Consider the following 22,078-nt stretch of genomic DNA (forward strand, 5'->3'; position numbering starts at 1 on the left):
GAAACCGTCATTCGCAGACGGCTAATAAACGTATGCTCCCTGAGCTGGCACGGTTAGCCAACTAAAAAGGCCGCTTTCGCGTAATGCCGATCAGTTAAGACAGAAATGATCGGTTGAACGATCCAGTGGCTGAGTGAAAATCCTTAAAGAAGCATTATCCGCGGGCGGTAAAAAAGAAACCGCAGCGTTACCCGCTGCGGCGTTCTTAAAAGCTTAACTGACAAGCATTACGCCTCATCAGCAGGGTTTTTTGTGGTCTGCGCCAGGTGATAAACGGTGGTTAAGCCGGATCCAGCGCAGCCTGTGCGATCGCCATAAAGTGTTTTACCCTCTCGCGATCCACATCGTTCCACCAGACACCATCCACCTTAAGTGCACTGGCCACAATTACGGCCTGCGTGCGGCCCAGAATCTGGCAGACGTTAGCGGGTGTGACGCCCGACCCCACCAGCAGGGGTAAGGTGGTGGCGGCGCGGATCTCGTCGATTTCCTCCAGTGTGGCGCTGTCACCGGTGCGCTGTCCGGTGGCGATAACTGCATCTGCTTCAAAGAAATCAACATCGCGTGTCAGTTCCTGAATGGAGCGATCGGCCACTATCGCATGGCTGCCGTGTTTAACGTGACTGTCGGCAAACACCCGAATATGTTCGGCGCGCAGCTGGCTGCGGTAGCGCAGCGCTTTCGCGGCAGCCCCTTCAATAAAACCTTCGTTGGCGATATAAGCATTGGCCCACTGATTGACGCGGATAAAATCCGCCCCGCCCGCCAGCGCGGTGGCAAAAGCAGGTAATGCAGCGTTCGCCAGCACATTAATACCCAGCGGCACGCCGAAACGTTCGCGTACTTTTTCCGTAATCACCGCCATCAGCGCCGGCGTTTCCGGGCCGATATCCTCAGGTTTGGAAAAAGGAATATCGCCATGATTTTCCACAATCAGGCCGTGAACGCCGCCCAGAATATAGTTTTCCGCATCACGTAATGCTCGATCAATTATCGCGCTGACGGGTTTACCGCGATATTTAGGCGAACCCGGAAAAGGGTCACAGTGAATAACACCAATAACAGCTTTAGGACGGGAAAATATCGCTTGTATTGCATCAATTTTTTCTGCTGATATAGCAACCATCGCTTCTTAATCCTGTTCAGGAAAACACTATGCGTGTTTATGTGGCTGGTAATATTACTGTCGATGAAACCTGGTCTGTTACCGATATTCCAGCTAAGGGCGCCTCTGTTCACGGTTATCAACGTTCGCAGGATATCGGCGGCAAAGGCGCGAACCAGGCGATCGTATTATCCCGCTGCGGCATCGAGACCTGTTTACTTGCCGCGACCGGTCATGACAGCAATGGAAAATGGATCCGTCAGCAGCTCATGAACGAGCCCGTGACGTTATTGCCCACGCAGTCCATTACCGCGTTGAGCGACACCTCACTTATTCTGCACAGCGCCGATGGCGATAACGCCATTATTACCAGTAAGACGGCGGCCGAGGCGCTGGATATTGATACGCTTCGCCACCATCTTGCCAGCGCGCGTCCAGGCGATCTGCTGGTGCAGCAGGGCAATTTCTCCCCTGAGAAAACCCATGCGCTGTTCAGTCTGGCTAAGTCCCAGGGACTGATTACCGTCTTTAACCCCTCGCCAGTGCACGCCGGTTTTGCCGCATGCTGGTCGCTGGTGGATATCGCCGTGGTCAATCAGCACGAAGCGCAACAGTTACAGCCCGACGCAGTAAACACAGTGGTGACTACGCTCGGAAGTGCAGGTGTCTGGCTCACTCAGGGCGACCAGCGAATATTCTGCCCGGCGCACCCCGCCGATGCAGTAGATACCACCGGCGCAGGCGATACTTTTCTGGCCGTGATGCTGGCTTCCGCGATCCTGCGCGAGGGTGACATTGATGCATTAGCACTCGCGCATGCCAGTCAGGCTGCTGCGCTGACCGTCAGCCGTTATGGCACACGTCAGGCCTTTCCCACTGCAGAAGAGCTCGCCGCACTGCTCCAGTCAGGCGGCGAGTCAGCGATTACTTAAACATCGCGCGGTAGCTGTCCACGTTAGCTTTGGTTACCACTGTGGCCGGCACCAGAATGGTTTTTGCCACCGTTTTGCCCGACGTAAGCGCGTTCAGCGCTTTTACTGCCTCTTCACCCATCTTTTTCGGATCCTGCTGCAGCACGGCCGTGACATAACCGCCATCAATGCCGCTGATGGCTTTTGAGGTCAGATCCCAGCCAAAGACTTTGATTTCCTTCTGGCGCCCCTGATTTTCAACGGCAGCAATCGCACCCAGCAGAGCGGGTTCACCGGTCGCGTAGATAGCCGTTAAATCCGGGTTACCGGTAATCAGGTTTTCTGCTGCTGTCATCGCAGTATCCTGCACGTTCTGACCATCAACCACATCCGCCACGGTGATACCCGGATTGCTCTTGATGGTTTCTTCAAACCCTTTCTGACGCTGGTTCTGTACGGCCGAATTCAGTGCGCCCACAATGCCCAGCCGCGCTTTGCCGCCCATATCTTTCGCCACGTAGTCGACAAAATATTTACCAATAATTTTGCCGCCTTCCAGGTTATCCACGCCTACCTGTGCTGCCTGCGGCCCCGCTGGTAATACCGCATCAATGGCAATCACCGGTATTTTAGCTGCCGCTGCTTCTTTTATGGCTGGCATAATGCCGTTGACGTCAATTGCATCCACCATAATGCCCTTCACGCCCTGCTGAATATAATTTTCTATCGCATCGTTCTGCGACACGGGATTATCGTTGGCATTGAAGATCACTAAATTTTTACCACTTGCTTTCGCTGCTTCCTGGGCGCCCTTGTTCATCTGATTAAAAAACAGGGCCTGCTGATTAATCTGAACCAGCGCATATGTGGAAGCGGCTTGCGCCAATGAAAATAACGAACCCGCAGACAGTAAGCCGGTTGCCAGTGCAACAGCGCGCAGTTTTCTGGTGTTAAATGCCATCATCTTAAAATTCCTCGTCGGGAATGAGAGATAACCAGTCGATCTCCGCATCGAAATGCAGAGGGATTATTGTTGGCGGGCAAATATCGTCTGAATGGCTGCTTCAGCCAGGACCTGAATAATCGACTTTCTGCACACCGTCCATTATGGTGCACGTATGAAAGAGAGTAATCGGGCTTGGGAGTGACTCCCGGGTAATGCGGTAAACTGCCTCTAACATTCGCTTCTGCTTAAATTTTGTCAAGCGATTATTTTATCGTCAGCGGTCAGGGAAAAAACTGTATTCGCTGCGCGCAACTGTGTTACTGATAGCCGATTCCGGGCAAGATGGCAGATGATATGAGTAAAAAACGGGTGCTGTTATCCGATGTTGCAGCGCTGGCCGGACTGTCAAAAGCGACCGTTTCCCGCTATATGAATCAAAGCATTATCCTGCCGCAGGAGACGATCGACCGCATTGAAGCGGCGATTCGCCAGCTGGATTATCGCGGTAATAGCCTGGCTCGTCGCCTGAGCAAGGGCGGCAGTGAAACCCTGGGGCTGGTGCTACCCGATATTACCAACCCCTTCTTTGCCGAACTGGCGGATGCCGCCGAAGAAGCCGCCTCTGCCCATGGCTACAGCCTGGTGCTCTGCATTACCCGAAACCACCCTGGCAAAGAGAGTCAGTTTATCCGCTGGCTGGATACCTGCCAGGTGGACGGCCTGCTGTTTACCACCAACCATCCTGATAACGGCCTGTTACGTAAAGAAATTAACCGCCACCAGCGCATCGTGCTGCTGGATGAAGATATTCCGGGTAGCGTGGTGCCTAAGGTCTTTGCCGACAACGTTCAGGGAGGCCGGATTGCTACCGAAAACCTGATCGCCGCAGGTCACCGGCACATTGCCTTTGTCGGCGGTCCGGATGAACTGATGAGTGTGCGTGAACGCTACCAGGGCTTTTGCACCGCCATGGAGCAGGCTGGCCTGCATGTCCTGCCTGAATGGGTGATGTATGGCGAATACCAGCGCGAGTTCGGTAAACAGGCGCTGGAACGGCTGTTTAGCTGCGCTGAGCGCCCTACCGCCGTCTTTGCTGCCAGTGATTTTCTCGTGCTGGGATTGATGGATGGCCTGCGCGCGCGCGGACTCAAAGCACCCGAAGCGCTGTCGCTGGTGGGCTTTGATGACGCGACCTATGCCGACTTCACCCTACCCCGTATTTCAACCATCCGCCAGCCCGCACGCGAGCTGGGCCGCACGGCGGTAGAGATTATGTTGCGTATTCTGAATGATGACCTGTCGATCCCTGCCGAAACCCGCCTGCCGGTAGAGTGGGTGGCGCGTGACTCGATCCAAATTTGTTAACAACGTCCCAGAATGGCGCAAAAGCGCACAGCTTTGGCGCAAATAATGAGCTTTTTAATTTCTCAGGTTTATAGTAAGTAAACCGGTTTACCTAAAGTAAAATGTTAAATGCATTTTATTACAGTTAGTTAGACCGCGAGTGTAGCGCCTGTTCACAGGCTGGCACGGAAGCTGCAATGTCGTACCTGGCAAACAAATATCGTTGTAGCGTGTTGTTCTGTGTGTTGAGACAAAGGTTTTATCCTGCAGGTAAACCGGTTTACAAGGGTGTAAACCGTGCCGGATAACCCCTTTTACATGCAGATTGACAGTCCTGTTAGCGGTGATGGGAGTAATCACATGCAGCAAGCACAAACTGCCCAGACACGGGTAGAGATGGTGAATATTACCAAGACCTACGGCGCGATACGGTCGCTTCGCGGCGTAAACCTGCAACTGGCTAAAGGTGAAGTGCTGGGGCTGGTGGGCGACAACGGCGCGGGCAAATCGACCCTGACCAAGGTGCTGTCAGGGGCTGTCGTGCCAACCAGTGGTACGATTCGTATTGATGGTGAGGACCAGCATTTCAGTAACCCGGCGGATTCTCGCCGCTGCCATATCGAGATGGTTTATCAGGACCTGTCGCTGTGCGATACCGTCGATGTGGCAGGCAACCTGTTTATGGGACGTGAGCCGATGAAGTCCATTCTCGGCATTCCGTTTCTGGATGAAGAGAAAATGCACGCTGATGCACGGGAGATGCTGAAAGGGCTGGGGATTTCTATCCCGGATACCCGGCTGCTGGTGCGCAATTTATCCGGCGGGCAGCGCCAGGCGATTGCCATTGCGCGCGCGGCCGCTTTCGATCCCAAAGTGCTGATCATGGATGAACCTACCGCCGCGCTGGCCGTCGCCGAAGTGGAGGCGGTACTGGAGTTGATCCGCCGGGTGTCAGCACGTGGCGTGAGCGTCATCCTGATCACGCATCGCCTGCAGGATCTGTTCCTGGTCTGCGATCGCATCATGGTGATGTACGAGGGCACCAACGTGGCGGAACGCCGGGTGGCCGATACGGACCTGACTGAGATCGTCAATTTGATCGTGGGTGAAAAATTTGTCGCCCGCTCGGCCGCAGCGCACTGAGCGAGGTAACAGGATGACTATTATGAATCTGAGCAGTTCCCGTATGGCACAGCACTCGCTGCCGCGTCGCCTTCTGCATAACCACTCTGGCGTAGTCAGCATCGCGCTGTTTTTCGTATTCTGCTGCGTGGTGTTTTCCCTGATCACCGGCAACTTTCTCAGTAGCGCTAACTGGCTGAATATCATCCGTCAGAGTGCGCCATTGCTGATCGTCGCCACGGCGATGACGCTGGTGATTACCACGGGTGGGATCGATCTTTCCGTGGGGTCAACACTGGCCCTTGTCGGCGCCTTGTCAGCCATCGCCCTGAATAACTGGGGCCTGCCCTGGCCGGTGGTCTTGCTGGGCGGCCTGCTGCTGGGTGCGCTGGTCGGTGCTATCAACGGCTTTTTTATCGCCTATGAAGGCATTCCTGCCTTTATCGTCACGCTGGCGACGCTGGCGGTGGTGCGCGGCGTGGCGCTGCTGATCACTCAGGGTTACTCCATTCCCATCCCCGCTGATAGCCTGTTCGCCTTTATGGGACGCGCATGGGTGCTGGGTGTGCCGATGCCTGCGCTGATTGGCATCGTGGTGCTGGTGGTCGGCCATATCGTGCTGAACCATATGCGTTTTGGTCGCTATGTCACGGCCATTGGCGCAAATGCAGAAGGTGCGCGCCGTAGCGGGATTAATACCAAAGCCGTCACCATGAAAGTTTACATCATCAGTGGTATGGCGGCGGCGCTGGCGGGCATGATCATCACTGCTCGCCTGGGCAGCGGCTCTTCTAACCAGGGCGAAGGCTTTGAGCTGCAGGTCATCGCTGCGGTGGTGCTGGGCAGTACCAGCCTGTTCGGCGGCTTCGGCACCGTTGTTGGCACGCTGTTAGGCGCGCTGTCGATTGCCATCATCCAGAACGGCCTGATTTTGTCGCATATCTCCCCGTTTTATACGCAGATCGCCACCGGTACGATTATTCTGCTGGCCATCTGGCTGAACACCCGCATTCTCAACCCGACGCGGTCGGCGGCGAAAGGATAGCGCATGAAACATTCTATTTTTCGCCATCCCGATCCGCTGCCACTGGGTATCAGTAGCGGCTATGTGATGACCGTGCTCGGCCCATTGCCGGTGAGTGAAATGGGCGTAACGCTGATGCACGAACATATCCTGCTGGATGCCTCAGGCAAATGGGTGCCGCCCTGCTGCTGCGGCGATCGTCATCTGGCGGAAATGCCGGTCAGCATTGAAAACCTGGGCGAACTGTCACTCAACCCGCTTATCAGCCGCGACAACTGTCAGCTGTTTGATGTGGATTTGGCGATTGAAGAGCTGATGAAGTTCCGGGCGCTGGGCGGCGATACGGTGGTGGATCCCACGAATATCGGCATTGGCCGCGATCCCAAAGCCCTGCAGCGGATCGCGCGCCTGACCGGGCTGAATATCATCATGAGCACCGGGCTGTATCTGGAACCGTCACATCCTGACTGGATGAAAACGATCAGCATTGAAGCCCTGACCGACAAGCTGATTTACGACCTGGGCGGCAGAGAAGATAAACCCGACGTGCTGGCAGGTCTTATTGGTGAGATCGGCGTTTCCAGCCGCTTTACCCCCAATGAAGAGAAATCCCTGCGGGCTGCAGGCCGCGCCAGCGCTGCGACAAATGTGCCGATTGAGGTGCATCTGCCCGGCTGGGAGCGTCTGGGTCATCGTGTACTGGATATTCTTGAAGAAGAAGGGGCTGACCTGCTCCATGTCGTGCTGTGCCATATGAACCCCAGCTTTGCGGATAAGCGTTACCAGCGCGAGCTTGCACAGCGCGGAGCCTTCCTGGAGTACGACATGATCGGCATGAGTTATTACTACGCCGATGAATCTGCGCAGTCGCCGTCCGATGAGGAGAATGCCCGCGCCATTCGCGAGCTGATTGATGACGGCTTTATTGAACAGGTGTTGTTGTCGCAGGACGTGTTCCTGAAAACCATGCTGACCCGCTACGGCGGTCATGGCTATGGCTACATCCTTAAACATTTTGTTCCGCGCCTGAAACGCCATGGCGTCAGCGGCGAACAACTTGAAACCTTACTGATTGCTAACCCACAGCGCGTTTTTGGTGGGTAAGGGAGAACCGTAATGCAGAAGAAAATTTTACTGGTCGGTGAGTCCTGGACCAGCACGTCCGTTCACGTCAAAGGCTTCGATCAGTTTGCCACTGCTACCTGGCATAATGGCGCAACCGACTTTATGGCAGCGCTGGCCGACAGTGATTATGCCATCACCTATATGCCCGCTCATGCTGCCGCCACCGAGTTTCCACTCACGCCTGATGGGCTTTCGCAGTGGGACGCGATCATTCTGTCCGACATCGGTGCGAATACGTTGCTGCTGCACCCGGATACCTGGCTAAAGAGCCAGCGCACAGCGAACCGCCTGACACTGATCCACGACTATGTGGCCGCAGGCGGCGCACTAATGATGATTGGCGGCTACTTTAGTTTTCAGGGTATCAATGGCGGTGCGCGCTATCGCAACACGGCCGTGGAGAAAGTCTTACCAGTGCGCTGCCTGGCCTGGGATGACCGCATTGAAACGCCAGAAGGGGCTTATCCCAGCGTCACGGAATCTCACCCGCTGTTTAGTGATATCCCCAACGAATGGCCATGGTTACTGGGTTATAACGAGGTGGAAATGCACCCTGAAGGCAAACTGCTGGCGACCATTGCCGGCACGGAACATCCGCTGCTGGCGGTGCGCGAATATCAGCAGGGCCGTTCACTGGTCTGGACCAGTGATATGTCGGCGCACTGGCTGCCGCAGGAATTTGCACAGTGGCCGGGTTATCGCCAGCTGTGGATCAACTGTCTGGACTGGTTAACGGTGCGTGGCGAATGAGCCAGAGCCTGATACTGGCGCAGCAACTGCTGCGTTTTGACACCATTAATCCCCCGGGCAATGAAGCAGCCTGCATGCAGTTCCTGGCAGACTGGCTGACGCAGCGTGGCTTCGACGTCACCCTGTCGACCTTCGGTGAAAACCGCCTGAACCTGATTGCCAGCCTGCCTGGCAGCCTGCCTGGACCGAAGTTAGCGTTTACCGGCCATCTGGATACGGTTCCTCTCGGCAACGCCGACTGGCAGTACGATCCGTTTGGGGAAGTTGTGGGCGACAGGCTATATGGGCGGGGATCGAGTGACATGAAGGCCGCCGTCGCGGCTTTTGCCGTCGCCTGCGTGACGCATCAGCAGGCAATTCAGCAAGGGTCGGGTGTTGTCCTGTTGATCACAGGCGGGGAAGAGACGGGGTGCGACGGCGCGCAAGCACTGATTGATACCACCGACCTGCCCGAGGTTGGCGCATTGATTGTCGGCGAGCCTACCAGCAACTATCCGGTTATCGGCCACAAAGGCGCACTCTGGCTACGCTGTGAAACCCGGGGCAAAACAGCGCACGGCGCGATGCCTGAGCTGGGTATTAATGCCATTTATCTGGCGGCGGAGGCACTGGGCAAGATTCAGCACTTCTCACCCGGCGCACCTCATCCGCTGATGAAGCAGCCAACCATTAACGTCGGACGCATTGCCGGCGGTCTGAACATTAATTCCGTGCCCGATCGTACGCAGTTTGACGTGGATATCCGTAGCGCGCCCAATCTGCATCACGCAGCAATTCGTCAGCAATTGACAACATTACTGGGAGAGAGCGTCACGGTGACGACGCTGGTGGATCTGCCAGCGGTGTTGAGCGAAGAGAATCAGGCCTGGATTCAGTCGGTTTATCAGCACTGTCAGGCATTACATGACGCCCCGCTGACACCGCGCATTGTGCCCTACTTTACCGATGCATCATTACTGCTGCCCGCGCTGGGCACGCCGCCCTGTATTATCCTGGGTCCCGGCGAGCCCTCAATGGCACATCAGACCGATGAGTATTGCCTGCTGACTCGGTTAGCAGAAGCGGAAACGCTGTATGGTGCAGTGATAAACGACTGGATGCGTTGATGCATTAATGAAGGGATTTATGACACTGCGGGATGACTGAAATGGCACAGGGTGCGTGCCATGAAAAAGGCCGCCCTGAGAGGCGGCCTTTTTGCGGCTGACTGTTAGCGCCGCTTAATCAACATAAACATACTGATCGCGAAGAACGCAAAGCTCGGCAGAATCGCGCCCAGAATCGGCGGCAAGCCGTAAACCAGGCTTAGCGGGCCGAAAATCTGGTCCAGCACGTAGAACAGGAAGCCAAAGCTGATACCGGTGACGACACGCACACCCATCGACACGCTGCGCAGCGGACCAAAGATAAATGACAGCGCCATCAGCATCATCACCGCGACGGACAGCGGCTGGAAGATTTTGCTCCACATATTCAGCTCATATCTTCCCGCTTCCTGACCACTCTGCTTCAGATATTTACTGTAGCTATGGAGACCGCGAATCGATAATGCGTCTGGATCCAGCGCGACGACACCCAGCTTATCTGGCGTCAGATTCGTTTTCCATTCGCCAGTCAGGCTCTGTGAACCGGTAATCTGCTTTGGATCGGTGAGGTTCGACTCATCGACCTGGGAGAGCAACCAGCGTTTTTTGTCTTTGTCCCATGTGGCCGTCGCCGCGTAACGTACACTCTGCAGACGACGCTGGTCATTGAAGTTGTAGATGCTGACGCCATCAATTTCGTTGTCGCCTTTAATGCGCTCAATATAGATGAAGCTATTGCCATCTTTCGCCCACAGACCATTCTGCGTCGAGACCAGTGCGCCACCGTAAAGCTGCTGCGCCCGGTAGTTACGTGCCATCTGCTCGCCCGACGGCGCGACAAACTCGCCAATCGCCATGGTCAGCAGCACCAGCGGAATCGCTGTTTTCATGACTGACAGCGCCACCTGCATACGGGTAAAGCCCGCCGCCTGCATCACCACCAGCTCACTGCGCTGCGCCAGCGCGCCCAGTCCCAGCAGCGCACCCAGCAGCGCCGCCATCGGGAAGAAAATCTCAATATCTTTAGGCACGCTCAGCAAAGTGTAATAACCGGCGCTCAGCGCGCTGTAGCTGCCCTGGCCGGTTTTACGCAGCTGGTCCACGAACTTGATGATGCCGGAAAGCGACACCAGCATGAACAGCGTCAGCATGATGGTATTGAAGATGGTTTTACCAATATAGCGGTCAAGTACGCGAAACATCAGACCGACCCTCCGCGGGTAAAGCGGGCGCGAATCCGACGCATCGGCACCGTATCCCACAGGTTAAGGAGCACCGCCAGCACCAGATAGCTGATATTCACTACCCACATCCAGAGCGCCGGATCGAGCCGCCCTTTCGCCCCGCTCGACTTCAGCGAGCTCTGCAGCAGGAAGAAAATCAGATAGAGCAGCATCGCAGGCAGCATTGACAGCACGCGCCCCTGACGTGGATTCACCACACTGAGCGGCACGACCATCAGCGCCATCACCAGCACCGCGAACACCAGCGTCAGACGCCAGTGCAGCTCAGCCTGGAAATCAGGTGTTTTATTCGCGACCAGGTCGCTCAGGCTCGCCTGCTCTGAATCGTTAGGGTCAAGCGTTGCCGCTTTATAGCCCACAATCGCCTGATAGTTGGTGAAGTCGGTAATACGGAAATCACGCAGCAGTGCGGTGCCCTCAAAGCGGGTGCCTTTATCCAGCGTCACCACCTGCGAGCCATCTTTACGCTGTTCCATGTGGCCGCTGTCAGCCAGCACCACCGAAGGGCGCGCGTTGCCTTTTGGCCGTAACTGCGCCAGGAAGACGTTACCAAAGTTGTTGCCCTTCACATTCTCGACAAACAGCACGGCGCTGCCGTCGCCGGAGGTCTGGAACTGTCCGGCGGCCATGGCTGCCGCGCCTGGATTGGCTTTGGCGTTCTGCGTCACCTCATCCTGATAACGGGATGACCATGGTCCCAGCCAGATGACATTAACCGCTGCCACCACGGAGGTGAACAGCATCAGTATCATCGCGGCTTTCACCAGGACGGCCTTACTCAGGCCGCAGGCGTGCATCACGGTAATTTCACTTTCCGTGTAGAGACGCCCCAGCGTCATCAGAATTGCCAGAAACAGACTTAAGGGCAGTATAAGTTGTGCCATTTGAGGCACACCGAGTCCTAACAATGTCAGAACGAGGTTTGTCGGCACTTCGCCATCCACCGCGGCACCCAGGATCCTTACTAACTTCTGACAAAAGAAGATGAGTAACAGGATAAACAGGATAGCCAGCTGGCTTTTGAGCGTTTCCCGAACCAGATATCTAATGATGATCACGCTTAGTACGCCTGTGAAAACTTGTCTTTTTGCAGGAAAATCGCTAGTTTCAACGCTTATCAGCCATTTTTCTTCATCAATGGCCGTCGCCGTAGCTAAATTTGTATGAAAAACGCGTCCGGGTGGTGAAAAAACAACATCTTGTCACCCTGATTCATTATGACCTCCAGCGGCAGAATGTCATGCTGCGACAATGAATAAATGGGTCATGAGCGCGCTACATTCTAGCGGCAGCAGCGGCCGTTGTCTTTAAGATTCAGGAGAGTGCATGGAGTTCAGTGTAAAAAGCGGAAGCCCGGAAAAACAACGCAGTGCCTGCATTGTCGTTGGCGTTTTCGAACCGCGTCGTCTGTCACCGATTGCCGAGCAGCTGGATAAAATCAGCGACGGCTATATCAGCGCCCTGCTGCGCCGCGGCGAGCTGGAAGGAAAAGTGGGCCAGACACTGCTGCTGCATCATGTGCCAAATATCCTGTCAGAGCGTATTCTGCTGATTGGCTGCGGTAAAGAGCGTGAGCTGGATGAACGCCAGTACAAGCAAGTCATTCAAAAAACCATTAATACGCTGAACGATACCGGCTCAATGGAAGCGGTCTGCTTCCTGACCGAGTTGCATGTCAAAGGCCGCAATACTTACTGGAAAGTGCGTCAGGCGGTGGAGACCTCTAAAGAGGCACTCTACAACTTTGACCAGCTGAAAAGTAACAAAGCAGAGCCGCGTCGTCCGCTGCGCAAACTGGTGTTTAACGTGCCGACCCGCCGTGAACTGACCAGCGGCGAACGCGCAATCCAGCATGGCTTAGCGGTCGCAGCCGGTATGAAAGCAGCGAAAGATCTCGGCAACATGCCACCCAATATCTGTAACGCCGCTTATCTGGCGTCACAGGCACGCCAGCTGGCAGATGCTTTCAGTAAAAATGTCACGACCCGCGTGATCGGCGAACAGCAGATGAAAGAGCTGGGCATGAACGCCTATCTTGCGGTCGGTGCCGGTTCACAAAACGAATCGCTGATGTCGGTGATTGAATACAAAGGCAATCCGGATGCGGAAGCGCGCCCGATTGTGCTGGTAGGCAAAGGGCTGACCTTTGACTCCGGCGGCATCTCCATCAAGCCTGCCGACAGCATGGACGAAATGAAGTATGACATGTGCGGCGCAGCCGCCGTCTATGGTGTGATGCGTATGGTGGCCGAGCTGAATCTCCCACTGAACGTGGTCGGCGTGCTGGCGGGCTGTGAAAACATGCCGGACGGACGTTCAATGCGTCCGGGCGATGTGCTGACCACCATGTCTGGCCAGACCGTTGAAGTGCTGAATACCGACGCCGAAGGCCGACTGGTCCTGTGCGATGCGCTGACCTATGTCGAACGTTTCGACCCGGAAGTGGTGATTGACGTGGCGACACTGACCGGCGCCTGCGTGATTGCGCTGGGCCATCACATCAGCGGCCTGCTGTCGAACCACAATCCGCTGGCGCATGAGCTGATCAGCGCCTCAGAGCAGTCAGGCGATCGCGCCTGGCGTCTGCCGATGGCGGATGAGTTCCAGGAGCAGCTGGAGTCCAACTTTGCCGATATGGCGAACATTGGTGGCCGTCCTGGCGGCGCGATTACCGCCGCCTGCTTCCTGGCACGTTTCGCCCGCAAATATAACTGGGCGCACCTGGATATCGCCGGCACCGCCTGGCGCTCCGGTAAAGCCAAAGGCGCCACCGGACGACCGGTGCCGATGCTGTCGCAGTTTCTGTTGAATCGGGCAGGATTGAACGGCGACGACTAAGCGCCCTCTTTTCTGACAGCAAGGGCGGATCTGATTCCGCCCTTGATCTTCTGATGAGCAAACCGATGAAAAACGCAACCTTCTACGTGCTGGAAACCGATGCAACGAGCGATGGCCTTAGCGCCGTTGAAGCGCTGGTGTGCAATCTGGCGGAAACACGCTGGCGGGCCGGAAAGCGGGTGTTGATCGCCTGCGAAGATGAGCAGCAAGCCATTCGTCTTGATGAAGCACTGTGGCAACGGCCAGCAAATGCTTTTGTGCCGCACAATCTGGCGGGCGAAGGCCCGCGCTACGGTGCGCCGGTCGAACTGGCCTGGCCCCAGCGACGCGGCAGTTCACAGCGCGACCTGCTGATTAGCCTGCTGCCCCACTTCGCAGATTTTGCTACTGCTTTCCATGAAGTGATAGACTTCGTTCCTTACGAAGACGCTCTCAAACAACTGGCGCGCGACCGCTATAAAGCGTATCGCAGCGTTGGATTCCAATTGAATACGGCAGCGCCACCACAGCCGCAAACGACATAGCAGAAATGGAAAAGACATATAACCCGCAAGATATCGAGCAGCCGCTTTACGAGCATTGGGAAAAGCAGGGCTACTTCAAACCGAATGGCGATACCAGCCAGGAAAGCTTTTGCATCATGATCCCGCCGCCGAACGTCACCGGTAGCTTGCACATGGGTCACGCCTTCCAGCAAACCATCATGGACACCATGATCCGTTACCAGCGCATGCAGGGGAAAAATACCCTGTGGCAGGCGGGTACTGACCACGCGGGCATCGCCACGCAGATGGTGGTTGAGCGCAAAATTGCGGCTGAAGAAGGCAAAACGCGCCAGGACTATGGCCGCGATGCATTCATCGACAAAATCTGGCAGTGGAAAGCAGAATCTGGCGGCACCATTACCCGTCAGATGCGCCGTCTGGGTAACTCCGTCGACTGGGAGCGCGAGCGCTTCACCATGGACGATGGCCTCTCCAATGCCGTTAAAGAAGTGTTTGTTCGCCTCTATAAAGAGAACCTGATCTACCGTGGCAAGCGCCTGGTAAACTGGGATCCTAAGCTGCGCACGGCGATCTCCGATCTGGAAGTGGAAAACCGCGAGAGCAAAGGCTCAATGTGGCATATCCGCTATCCGCTGGCTGACGGCGCAAAAACCGCTGACGGCAAAGATTACCTGGTGGTCGCCACTACCCGTCCGGAAACCCTGCTGGGCGATACCGGCGTGGCGGTTAACCCGGAAGATCCACGTTATAAAGATCTGATCGGCAAATTTGTGATGCTGCCGCTGGTGGGTCGTCTGATTCCGATCGTGGGCGATGAACATGCCGACATGGAAAAAGGCACCGGCTGCGTCAAGATCACGCCGGCGCATGACTTCAACGACTACGAAGTCGGTCGTCGTCACAAACTGCCAATGATCAACATTCTGACCTTCGACGGTGATATCCGCGACCGCGCTCAGGTGTATGACACCAACGGCGAAGCCAGCGATGCCTGTTCCGATGAGATCCCGGCCGCTTTCCAGCACATGGAGCGCTTTGCCGCGCGTAAAGCGATTGTCGCCGCCGTCGATGAACTGGGCCTGCTTGAAGAGATCAAACCGCATGACCTGACCGTGCCTTACGGCGACCGTGGCGGTGTGGTTATCGAGCCGATGCTGACCGATCAGTGGTATGTGCGTACCGCGCCGCTGGCGAAAGTGGCGGTTGAAGCCGTTGAGAATGGCGACATCCAGTTTGTGCCGAAGCAGTATGAAAACATGTACTTCTCCTGGATGCGTGATATTCAGGACTGGTGTATTTCCCGTCAGCTCTGGTGGGGTCACCGCATCCCGGCGTGGTATGACGACAACGGTAACGTCTACGTTGGCCGTACCGAAGAGGAAGTCCGCGCTGAGAACAACCTGGCCGCCGATGTGGCGCTGCGTCAGGATGACGACGTGCTGGATACCTGGTTCTCATCCGGTCTGTGGACCTTCTCCACCCTGGGCTGGCCGGAAAACACCGAAGCGCTGCGTACCTTCCATCCGACCAGCGTGCTGGTCAGCGGCTTCGACATCATCTTCTTCTGGATTGCCCGCATGATCATGCTGACCATGCACTTCATCAAAGATGAAAACGGCAAACCGCAGGTGCCGTTTAAAACCGTCTACATGACCGGTCTGATCCGTGATGAAGAAGGTCAGAAGATGTCGAAATCCAAGGGCAACGTGATTGACCCGCTGGATATGGTCGACGGCATTTCGCTGGAAGCGCTGCTGGAAAAACGCACCGGCAACATGATGCAGCCACAGCTGGCAGAGAAGATCCGCAAACGCACCGAGAAGCAGTTCCCGGACGGCATTGAGCCATCAGGCACCGATGCGCTGCGTTTCACGCTGGCAGCACTGGCCTCAACCGGTCGCGACATCAACTGGGACATGAAGCGCCTGGAAGGGTATCGCAACTTCTGTAACAAGCTGTGGAACGCCAGCCGCTTTGTGCTGATGAACACTGAGGACCAGGATTGCGGACAGAACGGCGGCGATATGACGCTGTCGCTGGCAGATCGCTGGATTCTGACCGAGTTCAACAACACCGTGAAAGCCTACCGTGAAGCGCTGGATAGCTACCGTTTCGATATCGCGGCTAACCTGCTGTATGACTTCACCTGGAACCAGTTCTGCGACTGGTATCTGGAGCTGACTAAGCCGGTGATGAACAGCGGCAGTGAATCTGAATTGCGTGGCACCCGCCATACGCTGGTTCACGTGCTGGAAGCGCTGCTGCGCCTGGCGCATCCGATCATTCCGTTTATCACTGAAACCATCTGGCAGCGCGTGAAGGGACTGAAAAATATCAGCGACGACACCATTATGCTGCAGCCTTTCCCGCACTACGATGCGTCGAAAGAAGATGCCGAAGCGAAAGCGGACATTGAGTGGATGAAGCAGGCGATCGTCGCGGTGCGTAATATCCGTGCCGAGATGAACATCGCGCTGAGCAAGCCGCTGGATGTGCTGCTGCGTGACTGCTCGCCTGCAGCGCTGCGTCGCGTTGAAGCTAACCGCAACTTCCTGTCGCGCCTGGCGCGTCTGGAAAGCCTGACCATTCTGCCTGCGGGCGAGAAAGGCCCGGTGTCGGTGACCAAACTGGTTGAAGGCGCAGAGCTGCTGATCCCGATGGCGGATCTGGTGGATAAAACCGCTGAGCTGGAGCGTCTGGCGAAAGAGCTGGTTAAGCTGGATGTGGAGATCGAGAAGATCGAGACCAAGCTGGCGAACGAAGGCTTTGTTTCACGCGCGCCGGAAGCGGTCGTTGCGAAAGAGCGCGAACGCGTGGCAGACCTGCAACAATCAAAAGCAAAACTGATTGAACAGCAGGCGGTCATTGCGGCATTGTAAGCGTCTTAGCTGACAGCTTATCCATAAAGCCGGGCTTGCCCGGCTTTTTTATTGACCTCGTACTAATCCGGAAGAGATGATGACGACCAACGCCACTTTGCGTTTTAACCTCCAGGTGCGGCCGATTACTGCCGCTGATAATCCGCATATTGCCCAGGTGATCCGCGACGTTTCTGCGGAGTTCGGCCTGACGGCTGACAAGGGCTACACCGTCTCCGATCCCCAGCTGGATCACCTGTTTGAGCTCTACAGTGCCGACCAGAGCGCCTACTGGATTATTGAATATCAGGGCAAGGTGGTCGGTGGCGGCGGTGTTGCGCCTCTCGCCTGCAGCGCGCCCGATATCTGCGAGTTGCAAAAGATGTACTTTCTGCCGGAGGTGCGCGGGCAGGGTCTGGCGCGCGAACTGGCGCTGAGGGCGATGGAGCATGCACGCGGCCACGGCTTCCGTCGTTGCTATCTGGAAACCACCGCCAGCCTGACGCGGGCCATTAAACTCTATGAGTCGCTGGGCTTTGAGCATATCGATAGCGCGATGGGTTGTACCGGCCATGTCGACTGCGAAGTGCGGATGCTGAAACAGCTATGACAATCGGGGCTGCCAGCCCCGTGACTATAATTGGTTCAGAACGCCGGAACGCCGCTGTGAAAGCGTAATTCGGTGTCAGGTTCGCTGATTAACCGCCCTTCTGTTATCCCAATCGCCTGCACGCGTGGCGTAATGTCTTTAGTGGCAATCTGCGCCGCCAGCGTTAAATAATCCTGATAGTGCCGCGCCTCTGAGCGCAGCAGCGACAGATAGAACTTTGCCAGTTCGTCATCAAGATAGGGTGCCAGACTGGCGAAGCGCTCGCAGGAGCGCGCCTCAATGTAAGCGCCACAAATCAGCTTATCCACCAGGGTTTCCGGCTCATGCGTCGTCACTTCACGCAGCAGCGATTTGGCGTAGCGGCTGGAGGTGATCTTCTGATAGACCAACCCGCGCGACTGCATAATTTCCCACACCTGATAGAAGTGATGCAGCTCCTCTTTAATCAGCAACACCATCTTCTCCACCAGCTCATCCGCCCAGGGCAGCGCATTGCGCACGATGATGCGTTTCGTCAGGTTTTTATGGGCATTGATAAAGTCGCTGTCGCCATCTTCGCGGAAGATAAAATCTTCATAGGGCTTCAGCCACGTCAGAATAGCGTCGCCGCTGGGTTTGTCGGCGACATATTTGCGGATCAACCACACCGCAGTCTGCGCGGCTTTCAGTTCGCACACCAGATGGTCGGTTAACAGCAGAGTCAGATTTTCTGGTTTGCGCGCCTCATCAATCCAGGCCTGTGGCGTGCGACAGTGCAGAAACTGATAGATCGGTTCAAGTAACGGTGCGTAGTTCATGATGTCAAAACAGGTGTGGCAGAGGTGACAGGCGGAGAACTCTCCGCCCCGGCTACTTAGTGGCGAATACCATTATCATCTTCATCTTCGATGGCGTCGTCATCTTCGTCTTCATCTTCGGCATCGGGATCTTCGAAATAGGTGCCCCAGCCGTCATAATCGACGTTGTACTTGCCAATCAGGTTCACCAGCTGTTCAACCTGCGCATCAATCAGCTCCGGCTTCAGTGCAGATTCGCTGATAATATCGACACACATCACCGTGGTGCCATCTTCCAGCTCCAGCTCTTCCGGCTCGGTCACTTCATAACCCAGCTTGAAGGCGTCAACCGCGGCTTTTTCCAGTGAATCAAAATTATTGCATGAGAGATGATGCTCGATGGTATAGAGCGCATCAGGATCGCTGCCATCCTCCAGCAGCTCTTCAATAACCTGCCGCGTCTCTTCCTGCTGCTCTTCCAGTAATGCTTCATATGCCATGACAATGTCCTCTCTGAGTTCGGCAATAATCAATTATTTTCCCACACTGCCTGTCGCGCCACTACACAAAACGAAAAGTTTATTCAGCTCACACTTGAAAATGAATATTCATACGGTTAAATTGAATTTTAATTCATTTTAATGCTTACCGGAGTGTTGTATGAGTCAGCTGTATCAGCGCCATTTCCTCAGACTTCTGGATTTTACCCCCGCCGAAATTGATCATCTGCTGTCCCTTTCCGCTGAATTAAAACAGGCGAAAAAAAGCGCCAGCGAAGTGCAGTATCTGAAAGGTAAAAACATCGCGCTCATCTTCGAAAAAGACTCGACCCGTACACGATGCTCTTTCGAAGTTGCCGCTTACGATCAGGGTGCAAACGTCACTTATCTGGGCCCGAGCGGCAGTCAGATCGGCCATAAAGAGTCGATGCGCGACACTGCAAGGGTGCTGGGACGCATGTACGATGGTATTCAGTATCGCGGCTACGGTCAGGCGCTGGTGGAGACGCTGGCGGAACATGCGGGCGTGCCGGTGTGGAACGGTCTGACTACCGAGTTTCACCCGACCCAGTTGCTGGCTGACCTGCTGACCATGCAGGAGCACCTGCCGGGCAAAAAGCTCAGTGAGATGACGCTGGTTTATGTGGGCGATGCGCGCAACAACATGGGTAACACTATGCTGGAAGCGGCGGCACAGGTGGGTCTGGATCTGCGTCTGGTGGCACCGAAAAGCTGCTGGCCAGAGGACGAACTGGTGGCGCAGTGCCGTCACGCCGCGCAGCAGACCGGGGGTAAAATCACCCTTACCGAACATATTGCCGACGGTGTGAAAGGCGCTGACTTTATCTACACCGACGTCTGGGTGTCGATGGGCGAAGCCAAAGAAGTCTGGGCCGAGCGTATCGCCCTGCTGCGTGACTACCAGGTTAACCGTGCGATGCTCGATCTGACCGGCAATCCGCAGGTTAAATTCCTGCACTGCCTGCCCGCTTTCCACGATGATCAGACCACGCTGGGTCAGCAGATGGCAGAGCAGTACGATCTGCCCAACGGCATGGAAGTGAGCAACGAGGTGTTTGAGTCGCCGCACAGCATTGTGTTCGACCAGGCCGAGAACCGGATGCATACCATTAAAGCGGTGATGGTGGCCACGCTGGGCCAGCGCTGACCGATGGCGCTCGCCTTACCGTAAAGTAGCGTTAGTCAGATAAAGAAGCGCAAACGTTTTCCTCTTGCTGCTCTACCGCGAACGGGTATAATGCGGCCCAATTTGCCGGAGGAAATATGCTACAGCACAGCGGACAATTTGACGCTCCATCTCGCCTGACCGCAGGCGGTGCTGCTGTTTCTTTCGGTCATCGACCCGATCATAAAAAAGCCCCTTAATCAGGGGCTTTTTTTTGTCCGCAATCCGGCCGCGCAGAGGAGAGAGCTATGCCTAACCCGCTATATCGCAAGCACATCATTTCAATCAACGACCTCAGTCGTGAAGAGCTGGAACTGGCCCTGGACACCGCCGCCAGGCTGAAAGCCCATCCGCAGCCGGAACTGCTGAAGCACAAGGTTATTGCCAGTTGCTTCTTTGAAGCCTCGACCCGTACCCGCCTGTCGTTTGAGACTGCGATTCATCGCCTTGGCGCATCAGCGGTAGGCTTTGCTGACGGCAGTAATACCTCGCTGGGCAAGAAAGGCGAAACCCTGGCCGATACCATTTCCGTGATCAGCACCTACGTTGATGCGATTGTGATGCGTCATCCGCAGGAAGGCGCGGCGCGGCTGGCAACGGAGTTCTCTGGCGGCATTCCGATTCTCAACGCCGGTGACGGCGCGAACCAGCATCCGACCCAGACCCTGCTCGATCTCTTCACCATTCAGGAGACCCAGGGCCGTCTTGGTCAGCTGAATGTGGCGATGGTCGGTGACCTGAAATATGGCCGCACGGTGCACTCTCTGACGCAGGCGCTGGCGAAGTTTGATGGTAACCGCTTCTTCTTTATCGCGCCCGATGCGCTGGCAATGCCGGCTTATATCACTGACATGCTGGATGAGAAGAATATCGCCTGGTCACGTCACGACAGCTTTGAAGAAGTGATGCCGCAGCTTGATATTCTTTACATGACGCGGGTGCAGAAAGAGCGGCTCGATCCGTCAGAATATGCCAACGTAAAAGCGCAGTTTATTCTGCGCGCCACCGATCTCACTACGGCACGTGACAACATGAAAGTGCTGCATCCGCTGCCGCGCATCGATGAGATCACCACCGATGTCGACAAAACCCCTTACGCCTGGTATTTCCAGCAGGCGGGTAACGGCATCTATGCGCGCCAGGCTCTGCTGGCTCTGGTTTTAAACAGCGAACTCGCCCTGTAAGGAGATTTCCCATGACGCAAGACAACAAATTGCAGGTCGAAGCAATCAAACGCGGCACGGTCATCGACCACATTCCGGCGCAGATTGGCTTTAAACTGCTCTCCCTATTCCGGCTGACCGAAACCGATCAGCGCATTACCATCGGTCTGAATCTGCCGTCGGGTGAGATGGGCCGCAAAGACCTGATTAAGATTGAAAATACGTTTCTCACTGACGATCAGGTCAATCAGCTGGCGGTCTATGCACCCCATGCCACGGTTAACCGCATCGACGATTATGAAGTGGTGGCGAAGATCGCCCCGACGCTGCCGGATCATGTTGAACGGGTGCTGACCTGCCCCAACAGCAACTGTATCAGCCGCAGCGAGCCGGTCTTCTCCAGCTTTACCGTGAAGCAGCGCGCCGACGATGTGCATCTGAAGTGCAAATATTGCGAGAAAGAGTTCGCCCGCCATGTGGTGCTCGGTCACTGGTAATCGCCCTGCCCGACCTTATAATGGGCAACAGTGGCGGCATCGCCGCCTGACGACGTAATCAAAGGAGCCATGATGTCACGTGAAATCAGTACTGAAAAAGCCCCTGCCGCTATCGGTCCCTATGTTCAGGGTGTCGATCTGGGCAGCATGATCATGACCTCCGGTCAGATTCCGGTTGATCCGGCGACCGGCCAGGTGGCAGATGACATTGCCGCACAGGCGCGTCAGTCACTGGAAAATGTGAAGGCGATTGTTGAAGCTGCGGGTCTGAAGGTTGGCGACATCGTGAAGACCACGGTGTTCGTAAAGGACCTGAATGATTTCGCCACGGTCAACGCGACCTATGAAGCGTTTTTCACCGAGCATGAAGCTCACTTCCCGGCGCGTTCCTGTGTCGAAGTGGCGCGTCTGCCAAAAGATGTGAAAATCGAAATCGAAGCGATTGCGATTCGTCGCTAAAGCGTAAGCCGCCGCTCTCCGGGGATACA

The 22,078-nt window shown here is 55.7% G+C and carries 21 protein-coding genes; 15 read left to right on the forward strand and 6 right to left on the reverse strand.

Going from position 1 to position 22,078, the window contains the following annotated elements; translation table 11 throughout:
• Positions 1-280: 280 nt before the first annotated feature.
• Complete coding sequence (locus tag EE896_RS16765; RefSeq protein ID WP_003850977.1) at positions 281-1,126, reverse strand: BtpA family protein; 846 nt, start codon at positions 1,124-1,126, stop codon at positions 281-283.
• 29 nt (positions 1,127-1,155) lie between these two features.
• On the opposite strand from EE896_RS16765, the gene EE896_RS16770 reads away from it, so the two are divergent.
• The gene (locus EE896_RS16770; RefSeq protein WP_078804815.1) at positions 1,156-2,037 is read left to right on the forward strand and encodes a PfkB family carbohydrate kinase; all 882 of its coding nucleotides are present in this window, start codon (positions 1,156-1,158) and stop codon (positions 2,035-2,037) included.
• Here EE896_RS16770 and EE896_RS16775 read toward each other — a convergent pair.
• Positions 2,030-2,980 carry an ABC transporter substrate-binding protein gene (locus tag EE896_RS16775; RefSeq protein WP_003850981.1) on the reverse strand — a complete coding sequence of 317 codons (951 nt, stop codon included), beginning with the start codon at positions 2,978-2,980 and terminating at the stop codon, positions 2,030-2,032. The genes EE896_RS16770 and EE896_RS16775 overlap by 8 nt on opposite strands.
• A 324-nt stretch (positions 2,981-3,304) precedes the next feature.
• On the opposite strand from EE896_RS16775, the gene EE896_RS16780 reads away from it, so the two are divergent.
• The 6 genes from EE896_RS16780 (at position 3,305) to EE896_RS16805 (ending at position 9,433) form a co-directional block, all read left to right on the forward strand.
• Positions 3,305-4,327 carry a LacI family DNA-binding transcriptional regulator gene (locus tag EE896_RS16780; protein ID WP_008925461.1) on the forward strand — a complete coding sequence of 341 codons (1,023 nt, stop codon included), beginning with the start codon at positions 3,305-3,307 and terminating at the stop codon, positions 4,325-4,327.
• 375 nt (positions 4,328-4,702) lie between these two features.
• Complete coding sequence (locus tag EE896_RS16785; RefSeq protein ID WP_003850984.1) at positions 4,703-5,449, forward strand: ATP-binding cassette domain-containing protein; 747 nt, start codon at positions 4,703-4,705, stop codon at positions 5,447-5,449.
• 22 nt (positions 5,450-5,471) lie between these two features.
• A complete protein-coding gene (locus EE896_RS16790; RefSeq protein ID WP_164913091.1) occupies positions 5,472-6,473 on the forward strand; it encodes an ABC transporter permease in 1,002 nt (333 codons plus the stop codon).
• Positions 6,474-6,476: 3 nt separating this feature from the next.
• Positions 6,477-7,556, forward strand: a complete 1,080-nt coding sequence (locus EE896_RS16795) for a phosphotriesterase family protein (protein ID WP_140916148.1) — start codon at positions 6,477-6,479, stop codon at positions 7,554-7,556.
• A 12-nt stretch (positions 7,557-7,568) separates the two neighbouring features.
• Positions 7,569-8,327, forward strand: coding sequence for a glutamine amidotransferase (locus tag EE896_RS16800; protein WP_008925457.1), 759 nt, complete (start codon positions 7,569-7,571; stop codon positions 8,325-8,327).
• The gene (locus EE896_RS16805; RefSeq protein WP_039658906.1) at positions 8,324-9,433 is read left to right on the forward strand and encodes a M20 family metallopeptidase; all 1,110 of its coding nucleotides are present in this window, start codon (positions 8,324-8,326) and stop codon (positions 9,431-9,433) included. The genes EE896_RS16800 and EE896_RS16805 overlap by 4 nt, the downstream gene beginning before the upstream one ends.
• Before the next feature lie 104 nt (positions 9,434-9,537).
• Here the strand turns inward: EE896_RS16805 and lptG are convergent, their stop codons facing one another.
• Entirely contained in the window at positions 9,538-10,614 is a 1,077-nt protein-coding gene (gene lptG / locus EE896_RS16810; RefSeq protein ID WP_033762287.1) for an LPS export ABC transporter permease LptG, read from the reverse strand.
• A complete protein-coding gene (gene lptF, locus EE896_RS16815; RefSeq protein WP_033762289.1) occupies positions 10,614-11,714 on the reverse strand; it encodes an LPS export ABC transporter permease LptF in 1,101 nt (366 codons plus the stop codon). The genes lptG and lptF overlap by 1 nt, the downstream gene beginning before the upstream one ends.
• 268 nt (positions 11,715-11,982) lie before the next feature.
• Here lptF and pepA point away from each other — a divergent pair, with 268 nt between their 5' ends.
• The 4 genes from pepA to EE896_RS16835 all read left to right on the forward strand — a co-directional run bounded on the left by pepA (position 11,983) and on the right by EE896_RS16835 (position 17,468).
• Positions 11,983-13,494: a leucyl aminopeptidase gene (pepA, locus tag EE896_RS16820; RefSeq protein ID WP_010251654.1), complete on the forward strand. Its 1,512-nt coding sequence runs from the start codon at positions 11,983-11,985 to the stop codon at positions 13,492-13,494.
• Between the two features lie 65 nt (positions 13,495-13,559).
• Positions 13,560-14,018 carry a DNA polymerase III subunit chi gene (locus EE896_RS16825; RefSeq protein WP_008925453.1) on the forward strand — a complete coding sequence of 153 codons (459 nt, stop codon included), beginning with the start codon at positions 13,560-13,562 and terminating at the stop codon, positions 14,016-14,018.
• A 5-nt stretch (positions 14,019-14,023) separates the two neighbouring features.
• Positions 14,024-16,879, forward strand: coding sequence for a valine--tRNA ligase (locus EE896_RS16830; RefSeq protein WP_003850996.1), 2,856 nt, complete (start codon positions 14,024-14,026; stop codon positions 16,877-16,879).
• A gap of 79 nt (positions 16,880-16,958) precedes the next feature.
• Positions 16,959-17,468 carry a GNAT family N-acetyltransferase gene (locus tag EE896_RS16835; protein WP_033762293.1) on the forward strand — a complete coding sequence of 170 codons (510 nt, stop codon included), beginning with the start codon at positions 16,959-16,961 and terminating at the stop codon, positions 17,466-17,468.
• A gap of 35 nt (positions 17,469-17,503) precedes the next feature.
• Here EE896_RS16835 and miaE read toward each other — a convergent pair whose 3' ends face one another.
• Together miaE and rraB are read right to left on the reverse strand one after the other, a co-directional pair.
• Positions 17,504-18,265, reverse strand: coding sequence for a tRNA isopentenyl-2-thiomethyl-A-37 hydroxylase MiaE (gene miaE / locus EE896_RS16840; protein ID WP_140916147.1), 762 nt, complete (start codon positions 18,263-18,265; stop codon positions 17,504-17,506).
• Positions 18,266-18,321: 56 nt separating this feature from the next.
• On the reverse strand, positions 18,322-18,744 hold the full coding sequence (gene rraB / locus EE896_RS16845; protein WP_003851004.1) for a ribonuclease E inhibitor RraB: 423 nt from the start codon (positions 18,742-18,744) through the stop codon (positions 18,322-18,324).
• Between the two features lie 160 nt (positions 18,745-18,904).
• On the opposite strand from rraB, the gene argF reads away from it, so the two are divergent.
• From argF to ridA, 4 genes are all read left to right on the forward strand, one after another.
• Positions 18,905-19,912 carry an ornithine carbamoyltransferase gene (gene argF / locus EE896_RS16850; protein WP_039658913.1) on the forward strand — a complete coding sequence of 336 codons (1,008 nt, stop codon included), beginning with the start codon at positions 18,905-18,907 and terminating at the stop codon, positions 19,910-19,912.
• A 266-nt stretch (positions 19,913-20,178) separates the two neighbouring features.
• Entirely contained in the window at positions 20,179-21,114 is a 936-nt protein-coding gene (gene pyrB, locus EE896_RS16855) for an aspartate carbamoyltransferase (RefSeq protein WP_008925443.1), read from the forward strand.
• Between the two features lie 11 nt (positions 21,115-21,125).
• Positions 21,126-21,590 carry an aspartate carbamoyltransferase regulatory subunit gene (gene pyrI, locus EE896_RS16860; protein WP_008925442.1) on the forward strand — a complete coding sequence of 155 codons (465 nt, stop codon included), beginning with the start codon at positions 21,126-21,128 and terminating at the stop codon, positions 21,588-21,590.
• A 72-nt stretch (positions 21,591-21,662) separates the two neighbouring features.
• Entirely contained in the window at positions 21,663-22,049 is a 387-nt protein-coding gene (gene ridA / locus EE896_RS16865; protein WP_003851016.1) for a 2-iminobutanoate/2-iminopropanoate deaminase, read from the forward strand.
• Positions 22,050-22,078: the final 29 nt, after the last annotated feature.

Source organism: Pantoea eucalypti (assembly GCF_009646115.1).
In the GTDB taxonomy this organism is placed as follows: Bacteria; Pseudomonadota; Gammaproteobacteria; order Enterobacterales; family Enterobacteriaceae; genus Pantoea; species Pantoea eucalypti.